The sequence below is a fragment of the Lewinella sp. IMCC34183 genome (assembly GCF_003390915.1).
Classification (GTDB): Bacteria; Bacteroidota; Bacteroidia; order Chitinophagales; family Saprospiraceae; genus Neolewinella.
This window is the reverse complement of the sequence record NZ_QMEM01000003.1, coordinates 243,473-258,288: the sequence shown is the minus strand read 5'-3', so window position 1 is coordinate 258,288 and position 14,816 is coordinate 243,473. Positions and strand designations below refer to the sequence as shown.

The 14,816-nt window shown below is 56.5% G+C and carries 10 protein-coding genes; 4 read left to right on the top strand and 6 right to left on the bottom strand.

Translation table 11 applies throughout. The features are described 5' to 3' along the window. Nucleotides 1-23: 23 nt before the first annotated feature. Both DQG19_RS08600 and DQG19_RS08595 read left to right on the top strand, forming a co-directional pair. Nucleotides 24-917: a bestrophin family protein gene (locus DQG19_RS08600; RefSeq protein WP_116125851.1), complete on the top strand. Its 894-nt coding sequence runs from the start codon at nucleotides 24-26 to the stop codon at nucleotides 915-917. 162 nt (nucleotides 918-1,079) lie between these two features. Continuing rightward, nucleotides 1,080-3,119 (top strand): glycoside hydrolase family 3 protein, encoded by a 2,040-nt coding sequence (locus tag DQG19_RS08595; protein ID WP_116125850.1) that lies wholly within the window; start codon nucleotides 1,080-1,082, stop codon nucleotides 3,117-3,119. Nucleotides 3,120-3,574: 455 nt separating this feature from the next. On the opposite strand, the gene DQG19_RS08590 is transcribed toward DQG19_RS08595, so the two are convergent. Continuing rightward, on the bottom strand, nucleotides 3,575-4,174 hold the full coding sequence (locus DQG19_RS08590) for a hypothetical protein (protein WP_116125849.1): 600 nt from the start codon (nucleotides 4,172-4,174) through the stop codon (nucleotides 3,575-3,577). Between the two features lie 10 nt (nucleotides 4,175-4,184). Beyond that, the gene (locus tag DQG19_RS08585; protein ID WP_116125848.1) at nucleotides 4,185-5,687 is read right to left on the bottom strand and encodes a class I SAM-dependent DNA methyltransferase; all 1,503 of its coding nucleotides are present in this window, start codon (nucleotides 5,685-5,687) and stop codon (nucleotides 4,185-4,187) included. Between the two features lie 182 nt (nucleotides 5,688-5,869). Here DQG19_RS08585 and DQG19_RS08580 point away from each other — a divergent pair, with 182 nt between their 5' ends. Both DQG19_RS08580 and DQG19_RS08575 read left to right on the top strand, forming a co-directional pair. Beyond that, the gene (locus DQG19_RS08580) at nucleotides 5,870-7,000 is read left to right on the top strand and encodes a Fic family protein (protein ID WP_116125847.1); all 1,131 of its coding nucleotides are present in this window, start codon (nucleotides 5,870-5,872) and stop codon (nucleotides 6,998-7,000) included. A 108-nt stretch (nucleotides 7,001-7,108) separates the two neighbouring features. After that, nucleotides 7,109-8,323 carry a PD-(D/E)XK nuclease family protein gene (locus DQG19_RS08575; RefSeq protein ID WP_116125846.1) on the top strand — a complete coding sequence of 405 codons (1,215 nt, stop codon included), beginning with the start codon at nucleotides 7,109-7,111 and terminating at the stop codon, nucleotides 8,321-8,323. 10 nt (nucleotides 8,324-8,333) lie between these two features. Here DQG19_RS08575 and DQG19_RS08570 read toward each other — a convergent pair whose 3' ends face one another. From DQG19_RS08570 to DQG19_RS08555, 4 genes are read right to left on the bottom strand one after another with little or no spacing between them, the layout of a single operon-like run. Next, on the bottom strand, nucleotides 8,334-9,371 hold the full coding sequence (locus DQG19_RS08570; protein ID WP_116125845.1) for a restriction endonuclease: 1,038 nt from the start codon (nucleotides 9,369-9,371) through the stop codon (nucleotides 8,334-8,336). Continuing rightward, nucleotides 9,372-10,832: a DUF3883 domain-containing protein gene (locus tag DQG19_RS08565; RefSeq protein ID WP_116125844.1), complete on the bottom strand. Its 1,461-nt coding sequence runs from the start codon at nucleotides 10,830-10,832 to the stop codon at nucleotides 9,372-9,374. Nucleotides 10,833-10,848: 16 nt separating this feature from the next. Next, a complete protein-coding gene (locus DQG19_RS08560) occupies nucleotides 10,849-12,021 on the bottom strand; it encodes a restriction endonuclease subunit S (protein WP_116125843.1) in 1,173 nt (390 codons plus the stop codon). Beyond that, the gene (locus tag DQG19_RS08555; protein ID WP_116125842.1) at nucleotides 12,018-14,810 is read right to left on the bottom strand and encodes a DEAD/DEAH box helicase family protein; all 2,793 of its coding nucleotides are present in this window, start codon (nucleotides 14,808-14,810) and stop codon (nucleotides 12,018-12,020) included. Before DQG19_RS08555 ends, DQG19_RS08560 begins: the two co-directional genes overlap by 4 nt. Between the last annotated feature and the right edge of the window lie 6 nt (nucleotides 14,811-14,816).

Below are 14,816 nucleotides of genomic sequence, written 5' to 3'. Positions count from 1 at the left end.
GCCGCCACCCTAATCCAGCCAACATGATCATCCGCAAGTTCCTGCCCATTGAGTACATCTTTGACAAGATCAAGATCCCCTTCTTTATCGTGCTCTTTGGGGCTACGGCCTTCGACCTGTTGCCGCTGATCCTGAAGGACCGGCTGCCGGAGTTTCCGATCAACATCGCTACGACCTTGGGTATCGCGATCTCGATCCTGCTGTCGTTCAAGATCTCGCAGTCGTACGATCGCTGGTGGGAGGCCCGCAAGATCTGGGGGGCCATCGTGAACGACTCCCGCTCGCTGGTGCTGCAGCTGCAGCTCTACCTGGAGGACGGCAACCCCGCCATCCAGCGCATGGCCTACCGGCAGATCGCCTGGTGCTACGCCCTGACCCGCTCCTTGCGCGAGCAGGACCCCTTCGCGGACCTGGACGGCCTGCTGCCCCCCGAAGAGCTGGAGGCCCTGCGCCGCCACAAGAACGTACCCCTCGGCATTCTGGGCCTGCAGACCTCCTCCGCCAAGCAGCTCAGCGGCTCCGAGCTCCTCGACAACTTCAGTCGGCTGCAGATCGACGAGACGCTCGTCCGCCTCACCGCCGACATGGGTAAATGCGAGCGGATCAAGAACACCGTCTTTCCCACGAACTACCGCAAGGGGCTGCACCTGGCGATCTACATGTTCGTGGTGTTCCTGATCCTGTCGGTGCCCCTACAATTTGGCATCGTGCTGGAGGTACTCATCGTACTCCTCATCGCCATGGTCTTCTTCTTCCTCGAGAAGGCCGCCTACCTCCTGCAGGACCCCTTCGAGAACCTGCCTACCGATACGGCGATGAGCGCCATCAGCCGCACCATCGACATCAACATCCGCCAACTCCTCGGCGAGACGGAGCTCCCCCCCAAAGTAGAGCCGGAGGATTTTTACCTGATGTAAGTACGATCCTGCCTCCGACCCCGGAAGTACAACGCTGCCTCCGGCAGCGGAAGCACAATGCGATCTCCGACCGCGCTAAGCGCAGGCGCGCACGCAGGTGCAAAGGTTCCCCCGATTCCGCTATCTTCCCTGGCACCGGCTCATCCTGCCACCCGTCCGATCATGCGCTACACCCCCATCCTGGCCTTCCTGGGCCTGTTCCTCACCGCCTGCAGCAGCCGTCCGCCCGCGGAATCATCCCCCGAACAACCCCGGCTGGGCTACCGCAGCGCAAGCCTGCTCAACGTGGACGGCCGCCAGTTCAAGGACCTGAACCGCAACGGGACCCTGGACCCCTACGAAGACTGGCGCCTCCCCGCCGAGGCCCGCAGCCGCGACCTGCTCGACCGGATGACCTTGGAGGAAAAGGCCGGCTTCATGCTCATCAGCACCACCCGGATGGAGAACGACGCGGGATTCGGGCCGGGCAACGGGCAGCCCATCGCCAGCGGCTTCAACGAGGAGGATGCCGTAACCGAGACGAACATCTTCACCCGCAAGCCGCTGGACGCCCCGATGATGAGCTCGGCGGGCACCACGCGGGCGGTGACCGAGTTTCACGGGCGCCACTTCATCCTGCGGGCCAATCCGGCCCCGGAGATCATCGCCGCCTGGGCCAATAAGCTGCAGGAACTTTGCGAGCGGACGGGCCACGGCATCCCGGCCCTCGTGGCGTCCAATCCGCGCAACCACATCGCGGTGGACGTGGCCGCGGGACTGAACGTCGGCGACACCCCCTTTTCCACCTGGCCCGGCGAGCTGGGGCTGGCGGCCACCCGCGATACGGCCCTGGTGCGGGAGTTTGCCGACATCGCGCGGCAGGAGTGGGCGGCCGTCGGCCTCCGCAAGGGCTACATGTACATGGCCGACCTCGCCACCGATCCGCGCTGGCAGCGCACCGAGGGCACCTTCGGCGAGGATCCGGAGCTGGCGGCGCAGATGATCCGGGCCATCGTGCTCGGCTTTCAGGGGGAGGCCCTGCACCCGCGCTCCGTCGCCCTGACCACGAAGCACTTTCCCGGCGGCGGCGCTACGGAGGGCGGGCAGGACCCACACTTCGACTGGGGCAAGCGGGAGGTCTTCCCCGGGGGGCGGCTGGAGGACAACCTGGTGCCCTTCCGGGCGGCGATCGAGGCGGGCACCTCGGCGATCATGCCGTACTACTCCTACCCCGTGGGCACCGACTACCCCGAGCTGGCCTACGCCTACAATAAGCGGATGCTGCAGGAGGTGCTGCGCGGGCAACTGGGCTTCGCGGGGATCATCAACTCGGATACCGGTCCGATCGAGATGATGCCCTGGGGCGTGGAGGAACTGAGCATCCCCGAGCGCTACAAGCTCGCACTGGAGGCGGGCGTCAACCTCTTCTCCGGCACCGCCGATCCGGCGCTGCTGCTGGAGGCCCTTCGCACCTATCCCGCGCTGGCGGAGCCGGTGGAGCGGTCCGTATACCTGCTGCTGCTGGAGAAATTCCGGCTGGGCCTCTTCGAGGACCCCTACGTGGACGTCGACGCCGCCGCCGCCACGGTGGGGCAGGAGCGCTTCCGGGAACGGGCCGCGGAGGCGATGCGCAAATCGATCGTGCTGCTGCGCAACGGCGCGGTGGACGGCGAGCAGGTACTGCCCCTGGCACCCCGCACCAAGGTCTACTTCGCGACCTATGTGCCCCGGCGCGGCGGCGACTCGCTGGTGGTGTACCGTCCGGAGCCCGGCAGCGACTGGCCGGTGGACTTCGTCGCTACCCCCGAAGCCGCCGACCGTACCGTGCTGTGGGTGCTACCGCAGGGCAAGTCGCTGTTCCAGTCGGACGGCAGCCCCCTACACGTCAACCTATCCGCCAACGGCAGCGACGTCGACCGCCTGCGTACGCTGGTGACTATAAAACCGACCATACTGGTGGTCAACTACAGCAACCCCTGGTCCATCGACGAGCTCTACACCGACGGCGACCCGCAGATCCCCGCCGTGCTGGCCACCTTCGGCACCACCCCCGCGGCCGTCCTCGACGTAGTGACCGGGCGCTTCGCGCCCTCCGGCAAGATGCCCTTCACCACCCCCGTCTCGGACGCCGCCGCGCAGCAGCAGCTATCGGACGTGCCCGGCTACGATGAGGGGGTGGGGTATGGGTTGTTTGGGTTTGGGGAGGGGATAAGTGGGTATTGAGGGTGGCAACTGCGCTATGCTGCGCATTTTTTGCCTCTTGAGGAGTCCGCCTTCAGCCATACCGATAATCATTAACAGGCCAGGGCTGGTATGCGTCAGCGGCAATACCTCCTTATGTTTGACCAGTATCGGTTGGGGTCGAGTAAGTTTGCGGTTCAGGGCTTGTACTTCATCCCCAAACACCTCACATTTTAGGATCATACTCCCAAAACGACCGGTGATTTTGGGATTAGGAGTCGGATTCAGCAGGCTTTGGGAGCCAGTGCTCGACGGCCAGCGCGATCTCTCGCATCCACTGGCTGGACGTCTTATCGCTGGTTACCGGCAGGAGGAGGATGTCACAGCTCGGTCCGGCGTGGAAGTTGCCGTTGGTGGCAATAGGCTGTTTATGCAGCAGGTAATATCTGATCTAGTAGGTATCAACTTTCGATAAGCTGCGAACTCAGCCCTATTGATCAATCACTTTCATCCAGTCCCGCCACATCCAGCGGCTTAATGAATTGTGCCCGGTCCAAATCTCGCATTGAGGCTTGACCGGACTGCAAAGCATCGTGAAACCAGCTAATCAGTGGGCCAACGTGATCCGGGATGCTCTTAACTTGCAGTTGGCTGTTTACATCCTTTCGCTTGACCCTACGGGTATTTATCAAAATTCTCCTGTCAATAATTGGTATTAGATCGGGGAAATGCGCGTGCAGCAATGCACTTAAGTACGACGGCCCGAACCCTCGAATACAGAATTGCTCATTACTTGAAAGTTCAAGTGTTTTTTTGACCATCTTGACGAGACTTGCCCTCTGCTGATTGGACAAATTCGCTAATCCCATTGTGCCAAACTCATTGCGGATAGCATCCATGCGCCGCTCATACTCCGGCAATTTTCGGGCAATTTCTGCTTCCGGTTCAGTGATTGACGCGTTACCTCCTTTAAAATTGGAAATATGCAGTAGATCGATAAGCGTGAGCACATCATCGCTTTTTCTACCAAGGTACAGTCGGTAGTTCTCCAGAGCCACATTCAGATTTTCCCACCGCCGCTCGCTTCCCTTATCCATATTGCGTCGTTTACTCACCAGTCAATTCCCCTGCCACACTCCGGAACCCCTCCAGCGCAGCTTCCAAACTCTCAATGATCTCTTCCGCCAGCACGTCCGGCTCGGGAAGATTTTCGAGGTCGGTGAGGCTTTCGTCGCGCAGCCAGAAGATGTCGAGGTTGGTCTTATCGCGGGCGACAATCTCGTCGTAGCTGAACTTGCGCCAGCGGCCCTCGGGCTCCTCCGTGCGCGCGGCGCGGTTGCCCGGGTGGTAGACATCGATGAAGGGCTGCAGGTCTTCCAAGCGTAGCGGACGCTTTTTAAGCGTGTGGTGTACGTTGGTACGGTAGTCGTAGATCCACACCTCCTTTGTCCACGGAGCGGGAGCGGCGGGGTTGTTGTCGAAGAACAGCACGTTAGCCTTCACGCCGTGGGCGTAGAATATGCCCGTAGGTAGCCGCAGGATCGTATGCAGGTCCGTACTCTTGAGGAGTTCCTTACGCACGGTTTCTCCGGCGCCGCCCTCGAAGAGCACGTTGTCCGGCAGCACCACGGCAGCCTTACCATTAGTTTTCAGCAGGGTACGGATATGCTGCAGGAAGTTTAGTTGTTTGTTGCTGGTAGTGGCCCAGAAGTCCTGTCGATTGTAGGTGAGGTCCTGCCGCTCCTGCTCGCCCGCTTCGTTGGTGATGGTCATGCTGCTCTTCTTGCCGAAGGGCGGATTGGCCAGCACGTAATCGTAGCGACTGCCGTCGTCGCTGATTAGCGCGTCGTTGGGGCTGATACTCGGCTCCCCGTCTATCTCTCCAATGTTGTGGAGGAACATGTTCATCAGGCACAGTCGACGGGTGTTGGCCACGATTTCGTTGCCGTGAAAGGTATCATTCTTGAGAAACTTCTTCTCTTCCCGGTCCAGCTGGTGCTCGCGGACGATATAATCGTAGGCCGACAGAAAAAAGCCGCCCGTACCGCAGGCCGGGTCGATGATCGTTTTCAGCGGTTCCGGCCGGAGGCAGGCCACCATGGCCCGGATGAGCGGCCGCGGCGTGAAGTACTGCCCAGCCCCGCTTTTGGTGTCTTCCGCGTTCTTCTCCAGTAAGCCTTCGTAGATGTCTCCCTTCACATCGGCGTCCAGCAGGCTCCATTCCTGCTCGTCGATCATGTTTATCACCTTGAGCAATTTAGCGGGATCCTGGATCTTGTTCTGGCTCTTCACGAATATCTGTCCGAGCATGCCCGGCTCCGTAGCCAGCGTCCGCAGCATCTGCCCGTAGAAGGCTTCTAGCTCAGCCCCGCGCTTGCTGCTCAGCGTTTCCCAGTTGCAGACGTCGCCGTCCGGAATCTCGTTCCCCTCGACGTCCTTTAGGCGGGGGAAGTTGATCATCTTGCCGTAGGGTGGCTTGGTCAGCTCGTCCGCCATTTTTAGGAAGAGCAGGTACGTGATCTGCTCCAGGTAGTCGCCGTAGCCTACCCCGTCGTCCCGCAGTACATTGGCAAAGGACCAGACCTTGGATACGATAGCGGATTGAGACATAGAGACTAATTAAGTGAGGTAGGCGCGGCAGGGCGCAGGTGCAAGGTAGTAAAAGGCGGTCTCCGACCGCGAAAGCAAAAAGCGGTTTCTAACCGCGCGGGAGATGAAGCTAACTTCATCTCAATCTTCACAACTGGACCTTTTTTGAAGACAAATCCGTATGTTACTTCAAAAAAGCAGCTATGATGAAGTTTGTGGCCGGAAAATGGGTGAATCAGGGCTATTACCGCGCATTCATACCAAACCCCGTCAATCGTAAATGGGAAATCAGTGATCCGGAAATCATCCATTTATTGAGCAAAGCCGACATTGAGTTGGGGCGACTTGATGCATTCTCGGGCTACGTTAACATTGACCTCTTCATCAGCATGCACCTGACCAAGGAAGCAGTAGAGTCCAACCGCATCGAGGGGACCAGAACGGAATTCGCCGAAGCCTTCATGCACCGGGAGGAATTGCCGCAGGATCGCCGGCAGGACTGGGAAGAGGTCACCAACTACATCGCGGCAATGAAGCACTCCATCAACCGACTTACGGAGCTACCCATCTCTTCGCGCCTGATTCGGGAAGCCCACGGCATGCTGTTAGCAGGGGTACGGGGGCAGCATAAGATGCCCGGGGAGTTCAGGAACAGCCAAAACTGGATCGGCGGCGCGAGCATCTCCGATGCGGTTTTCGTGCCCCCGCCCGCTGGTGAGGTAGGAAGATTGCTTTCCGACCTTGAATACTTCGCAAATGACCAGGAACACCCGCTACCCGACCTGCTGCGCGCCGCCATCCTGCACTATCAATTTGAAACCATTCATCCGTTTCTGGACGGTAACGGACGGGTGGGGAGATTGCTAATCACGCTGTATTTGATCAGCACCGGCACCCTACGAAGTCCCGTACTTTACCTATCTGACTTCTTTGAGCGCAACCGGCGACTTTACTACGATAACCTTTCCGGCGTACACGCGAAAAACGACCTCAAGCAATGGCTCCGCTTCTTCCTCGTCGGCGTGGCGGAAACCGCCCGCGACGGAATCCGGACATTCGACGGAATTCTAAAATTATCAAAGTCAGTTGACGCGACGCTGCTGACCCTGGGTAGGAAGGCTGAGGATGCCCGTATCGTCATGGATGCCCTGTACTTGCGTCCAGTCATCACGATCACGGAAGCGGCGGAACTGATAGGAAAGTCGGAAAATACTTCCAGTCGTCTTCTCCAGGCTCTGCAGGAAATTGATATTTTACAGGAGAGGCCCACTTCCGGCAGGGAGAAGCTTTTCGAATTCAAGGATTACCTCGAGCTTTTCTCCAGCAAGCGGTAGATCAATAGCCCATACCCGCGTTGGCGCATATACGCTGAATTCCATTTTTAATAAGTAGCTTGGCTACCACCGCATATCACTGCGCAAATAAGTAACGATCATCTATAAATGACCACCAATTCCACATTCGACAGGAGCAGCGTAAACCAGCTCCTCAGTCAGGTTGCAAGAATCAAGGCCAATAACGACCGCATCACTAAACTCAAGAAGGAGTCCTTTAACATCTTCTCGCTGCTGCGGAAGGAACACGATGAAGAGTATCTACACTCAGCCTTTATTATGGATCTCCTTAACCCACTTGGAACGCACGGAATGGGCAGAGTATTCGCCGAATTATTTTTTGAGGTGGCTCGTATAGAATTTCCCATAACTGACCAGACGTCGGTTGAAGCGGAGAAGCGACTTCCACGTGGTCGGGCAGACATCTTCCTGGAAACCGGTGAACGTCAAGCTATCATCGAAAATAAGATACACGCTGGGGATCAGGAAAACCAGTTGGAACGCTACAGTCAGTTCCTGCATGCCCGCGATGCGGAGGGGAGCGTACTCATCTATCTGACTCTTGATGGCCGTGACTCAAAAGATGGTGCCAAAAAAAGTAAAAGTTTGCACGGGGCAATAGAATACCATCGGGTGTCCTACGGTGATGACCTTTTGACCTGGCTGCAGCGTTGCCGGGAGAAAGCCGTGGATCACGCACCGCTTCGGGAAACCATTAAACAATATGTTGTTCTAGTGCGAAAACTCACTGGGCAGCTAACCAACGACGAAATGATTGAAGAACTCAAAACAGCAATCCAAAATAACTATATCGCAGCTGACTTGGTGAGTAAGCAGATAGAAGCGGTCCGGGTGGAAGCCGTCACTAATTTCATAGCGGAACTTACCGATAGATTAACCGCTGAACTCGACGAAGGCTGGTCCATCAACCCGGAGAATAAAAGCTTCAGCGATATGGCCACGAATAGCTGGACCTCACTGGTAATAACTCACAAGAAGTGGCCATCTGTAGCCCGTGTTGAAATTCAGGGCCAGGCTACTTGCGTGAATGATCGGACCGTCTATGGAATCGTCACCCACAAAGACGAACCTATCCGGTCAACAGTTGATATGCGTCTTGGTGAGATTAAGTTCTTTCATCAAAATATGAAGGGAATTAAATGGTGGCCCTGGCAAGACAATTTGTTCAATTTCGGTGATCCAGAGGAAATGGCAAAACTGTTTGATGAAACCCTTCGAACTAAATTAATTAAGAATGTAGTCGAAAAGGTAATCAGCTTATGTAAAGCTTCTCAACAACCGTTATCGACTATCGGTCCTTAAACGTCGCAAGCTATCCCTCCCCTTCAGAAACCAACGCCCAAATCCGCCGCAGCGGCACCCGCGCCCGCCATTTTTCACTCAGCTTATCGTAATGACGATATATCTCCTCTAACACCTCTCGCTGAGACCAAAGACGAATAAAAAAGTGATCGTCTCGCGCTTCCTTTAGCACGGATCGGTTGAAACCGCTCCACGAGACGAGCAACCCATGATCCGCCTTCGTACGGCGCATTACTCCCTGCAATTCTCGGAGCACTCGCACGTCTACCGTTGCCGAGGTAAATTTTACTTGTACGCATACCCGTGGTTCCTGAAAACCCAATGGACCAGACCCCGCCAGGATGTCGACGCCACCGTCTGCCCCCGGCGTACTTGTCTGACTGACGTAGCCCTGAACTTCAAGTAATTCCGTAACGAGATCAGCAAAATCGTGCCCGTCGATGCTGCGATTCAAATGGCGGACAATGTCATCTTCGGCTTGCTGTACCAGGTCAACTTCGGACTCTTCCGCTTCGCTGACTTCTTTGCTTTCTTTTGACTTAGGCCGATTGACCACCGGCGTGGGCTTACCCTCCACCGCATTCCAAATACGTTCCGCGCCGGCTTCCCGCTTAATTGAGGCCACTGTAAGTAGGGTGCCAAAGGAGTACAGCAGGTCTTTGTCAAATGAGGTACGGGGGACTTCCGCCTTCCAATCCACCGGCAAGCAGTGTAGCATGTTTGGATCGTCAGAGTAGTAATACGGTCCCGTTACCCGGCCTACGTGAATGGTAGACTGCATCTTACTCGGTAGTATGATCGTTGCACCAACCGGAATTTCGTGACTGAAGCGCCAAACTTGCCCCGCCCAGTTGCCGATGGCTACCGCGCTCTTATCCGGATACTGCTCGGCAAACTGGGCCTTAACCTCCTCCTTTGATTTATACTGAGTGAGATCACCAATGTTGTCGAAACCGATGGTCGCCACGTTCGCTTCCAGAGCAGCGGCTTCACGCTCGCCATGGCGGCCAGCGCGGACTACGTATACTTGACTATTTTGATCTGACATTTATTTGCCTTCAATTTGAAATGTAATCGCTGTCCGAGTGCGTTTCATCAATTCATCGCGCGTGAGCCGGTAAGCAACTTTCTGTTGATCGCCTCCTAGCCCCGTCACTCGGTATAGGTAATAGCAATTTGTAGTTCGCTTAGCGTATTCCAATTCGGAAACACTCACGTAGAATGGCGCACTCTCGTCTGTGCTCGTGGTAGTTTTTACTTCTACCTCAATATCTGGTTGTCCTTCTGTTTTGCCGCGTATATCATAGCGTGATCCGGCGGGCATCTTTTCGAAAGACCAATCCGGGTATTCTACTTCTAATATATCGCGCACGTAATCTTCCCCTTCCTCACCGATCACATGCCTACGCTGAGCGAGAGCGGCAAAATCTTGCCCACTCCCTGTTGGATCAATTGGAGCGTCAGTATTGTCTTCGGCAGATGCGGCCGCTGGTGCAACTGGAAAATTACCTGTTCGCAGTCTTGATTCTTGTGATGCAGTGGTAATTCCACGGACATATTCGATTGCGGACTGGTAGGCTTCCCACTTTCGATCAATAAACCTATTGGTTGCGACCACTAGTCGTTCCCAGTCCCATCCTTGAAGTTCCTGTGCCGGCACGGAAAAGAAATCGGTATTGGACGCTGTAATTTCCTCGAGTCTGTTTATCTGGTATGAAGAAAAATGATTTGTTCTTCCAAAATTATATCCTAGGCGGGCCTTTAAGCGATTCTCCGTACCCATAGCGTCAATCGTAAAAAAAACGTCCGCTTCTTCATCTTCTGGCCGGTTCAAGCGACCCCATATATACTTCTTGATGTTACCAGATTGTTGCCAATTTTCGCTAACGTTTGTATCAGTCATGTTGAAACGGCTGAGCAATTGCTCCTGCCAGAAGCGAACTTTTTTATTGATTGTTTCTTTGATTGCTTCCCCTATACTCTGTTCTAAATATTGTCTCCCAGCCAGTTCATGAAACAAACCCATTTCTTCGACAGTAAAGAAGGGAACTGTTGGTGCACTATATGCAATTGGTTCGGCCGGTTCTTGAGCTATGGGCGGCACGTAATCTTTAAATTGCTTGTAACGCGATAAATGACTCCAGAATTTAAAGGCAGCGGATTCTTCATCTCTACCGAAACTCAACGGATCAAAATTGGACTTCTTATCTAAACCCATCGCTAAAGCGCGATTGATGAGCCCATCTCCATATCGTGCATCATACTTTACACTCCTACTTGGGTTTTTATATATCACCGTTGCAGAGAGAAACGGGCGCTGTGGTGAGCTCTCATATTCATACTCGCTCACATCTCCAAGAAGATTTGCAAACTCCTGGGAATGTGCATATCCAAGCTCGTCCTTTATCCATTCGGCAGCCGTTGAATAGTATACTGGCTTTCCGTTGTTGAAAGCATTTTCAATCAAGAGCCTACGCAGTCTCTGACCGTTTTCGTCAAGATAAATCATAACGGTATCTTGAATTTTAGTGGACCAACTCCCCAGCAAAGGCCCGCTTCAACACCCCCTGCCGCAAGCCTCGCGCCCGCTCGAGGTTCTCCGTAATCTCCTGCTCGAGCTTGTCGGCTACGGAGAAGCGGGTTTCTATTTCGTCAACGATAGCCATTTGCTCATCGATCGCAGGCAGCGGAATCTCTATATTCCTAATAATGGTTAGATTCAAATTTGGCTGCACTCCTCCGGATGACTTAGTTCTAATTTCATGATACATTCTCTCGAATGAATACTTAACAAAAGGCAAAAACGCCATTTGTGTATCAAGTTCGACGCCTGCAATAGCTTGGTTGGTCGCAGCTTCCAATAGAAGTTCGGCACATTTACCCCGCGTTTTGCCTTCTCCATACATGGCAATCAACAGGGTGTGCTTTGGAAAAATGGAGGCATTAGTCTCTTTAATAGCTACCTCCGTAATAAAATCAGAAGCCTGGGTCACTTTTGCACTATTTAAGGCGCCACTAGTAATCCAAGGTATATTTCCATTCTTCCAGTACAGAGGATTTCCACGTTTCGGAGTTGCTCCTGTACCTACTTTACTTACAGTTCCAATTTTTACACTTGGATAATCGAAATCAACATCCTTTAATACCCGCCACCCCTCAGTCAACCGCCCACTAAACGCCTCCTTCAACACCCTCTGCCGGTACACCCCCAGCTTCTCCCGGGCCGCCTCCAGCTCCGCCACGCTGCGGTCCAGCTCCGCGAAGAGCCGCTCCAGCTTGGCTACGATGGCGCGTTGCTCGGGGAGGGGGGGGAGGTCTAGGCGTATCCCATAAATGGATCTTCCTGAGATTACGGGTTGAGCAGTCGATTTAGAATATCGAATGAGTCTCATCTCTTGGATGAGATACCATAAAAACTGCTTATCGTAGAGCTTTTCATCAAAGTCTGCTACAAAGGCGTTATCTGTGATCCATGAATTCGGAGATGTAATGTGAGTATTTCCGCACTGAGCCCCAACTCTTCCTATGATTAACTTAGAATCCGCATACATGTATTCGGAATGGTGCCCCATAACTCCGTTTCCGCCATATACGGGGCATGTTCCATGAGAATCTTGTTTTGACCTTGGTAGACCTTTGCCGGAACTGACCTTCAAAACTTCACCAAACTTAATCTCATTCCACCCTTCCTTCATCATGCCACCAATATTTCATTCATTTCCGCAATAACGGCATTCATCTCCGCACCAAAGGCGCGGAACATGCCGCCCCGCCCACCGCGCTGGTCGAAGGGGGCGTAGTCCAGGTCATCGGGCTCAAGGTGGAAGCTCTGCTTGACGTGGTCGCGAATCATGCGCAGCCAGTCCAGTTGCTCCTCCGTGAATTTGACCACGCCGCCGTCGTTGTTGCGGGCGAAGATCCACCGCTTGTAGTTGCGGTCCACCTGTCCGGGGTAGTCGGTCAACCGCTCGTCCGGACCGGCCACCCGCCGCAGCAGGCTCACCAGGGCCACCAGTTCGCTTTCGGGCTTGCCGCCCTTGACCTCCTCCAGCTTGGCGTAGGCCTCCCACACGTAGGGCGGGGCGAGGTTGGGCCGGTCGGCCTTCAGGGTAGCGAGCAGGCTCTTGACCATGGCGAAGGTGACTTCCCGCCGCCGGTGGGGGTGGCGGAAGTAGATGTCCAGGGCCGTGATCTCTTCGGCGTGCTCGCGCAGCCAGCCTTGAAAGTCCCTGACCACCTCCTTGCTTCGCTCCTGGCTGAAGCCGGCCGCTTCGCTGCGCAGTACCTCGTCCACGCTCACGTGGTCGATCACCTGGCTGTGCACCTTGCGCACGTTCTCCACGTACTCGCACAGCGCGCCGTTGAAGATGCGGGCCGCGTTGCGGGTCAGGTCTTCGAGGGCCTGCTCGGTGGCCCGGTCGATGTCGTCGGGCGCGGCTCCCCGGAGTTCGCTTTGCACCTGCGTCCGCGCCGCATCCTGTACGTCGGGGTCGTAGGCGTCCAGCAGTTGTTTGACGGCCTGCTTGATGCTGCGCCCGCCCGCGAGTTGTTCAAACTGCGCGCGCTCGTCGGGGGTCACCTGCTTTTCCAGCCGGATGAGGCGGTTGGCGAGGCTGCTGAAGAGTTCCTCGTCGCGCACGCCCATCTTGACGGCACCAAGCAGGTCTTTGAGGGGTACGCCGGGCTTGCGCTCGAGGGGGCGGCTGACGGTCTTCTTGCTCTCGGTGGCCCCCACGGCGTCGATAATCACGAAGTGGGTCTTGGCATGTTTGGCGGTACCGCTCACGTCCCGCAGCGCGTCGAAGTCGATGGTGCGGGTGCCGCGGCCCTTCATTTGCTCGAAGTAGTTGCTGCTCTTTACGTCGCGCAGGAAGAGCAGTACCTCCAGCGGCTTCACGTCGGTGCCGGTGGCGATCATGTCCACGGTCACGGCCACGCGCGGGTTCCAGGAGTTGCGGAACTGGTTGAGCACGCTTTTGGGGTCTTCGTCGGACTTATACGTCACCTTCTTGCAGAAGTCGTTGCCCTGCCCGAACTCCTCGCGTACGCACTGGATGATGTCGTCGGCGTGGCTGTCGCTCTTGGCGAACACCAGCGTCTTGGGCACCTCGAAGGTGCCGTCGGCGTGGTAGCGGTCGGGAAACAGCCCGGGCAATACCCGCCGGAACTCGCGGATGATGGTGCGGATCTGGTCGGGACTCACCACGTCGCGGTCGAGCTGCCGCGCCTCGTACTCCACGTCCTCGTCGATGGCCTCCCAGCGGCGGCGGCGGCTCAGCTTCTCGCGCTGCTCGATGCGCCGCTCCGACTTGGGGATGAGGCCGCCCGCCTTCGTGATACGGGTCTCGATGGTGTAGACGTCGTAGGGTACGTTGACTCCGTCGGCCACCGACTGCTCGTAGGTGTACTCGCTCACGACGTTCTTATTGAAGAAGCCGTAGGTGCGGCTGTCGGGGGTAGCCGTGAGGCCGATCAGAAAGGCGTCGTAGTAGTCGAGCACCTGCCGCCAGAGGTTGTAGATGCTGCGGTGGCACTCGTCGATCACCACGAAGTCAAACTCCTCGATGGGGTGGCGCTCGTTGTATACCACGGGCAGCGGTTCCTTCTTGCGCCAGCCACCGCTCTCGTTGGGGTCCTCCTCCTCGGCAGTAGGGTCCAGTTCCTCTCCCTTCAGCGTGGCGTAGAGCCGCTGGATGGTGGATATCACCACCTGGCTGTCGCCGGCCACGTGGCTGCTCGTGAGCCGCTGCACGTTGTAGAGTTCGCTGAACTTGCGGTTGTCGTCGCGCGGCTGGTAGCTCAGGAAGGCCTGCTCGGCCTGTTCGCCGAGGTTGCGGGTATCGACCAGGAAGAGTACGCGCCGGGCCTTGGCGTGCTTCAAGAGGCGGTACACGAAGGTGCAGGCCGTGAAGGTCTTGCCCGCCCCGGTGGCCATCTGGATGAGGGCCCGCGGCCGGTTGTCGGCGAACGACCGCTCCAGATTATTGATGGCCTCGATCTGCGCGGGCCGCAATCCTTGCTCGGGCAGGGGCGGCATGTGCTCCTTTAGGCGGCGGCGGAGCGCGGGTGCCGTGGTCGCCCAGGCGAGCAGGGTTTCCGGGCGGTGGAAACTGAAGACCTCGCGGCTGCGGGGCAGTGGATCGCGGTAGTCGGTGAAGCGGGTGATCTCGCCGGTACTCTCGTAGGCGAAGCAGAGCTTGTCGGTACTCACGAACTTCATGCCGGCGGTGAGGTAGCGCAGGCTCTGCTCCTCCACCACCGTAATGTTCATGCCGGCCTCTTCCCGCTTCGCCTCGATCACGCCTACCGGCTGCTGCTTGACGAACAGCACGTAGTCGGCCGGTCCCTCGTTGGTCTGGAACTCCCGCACGGCTACGCCGTCGTTGGCGTAAAGGTCGACGCCGTTTTTATCCTGTACTTCCCAGCCCGCCTGCCGCAGATGTCGGTCGATGCGGTCGCGGGCGAGTTGCTCGGGGGTCTGGTTCATGGGGTG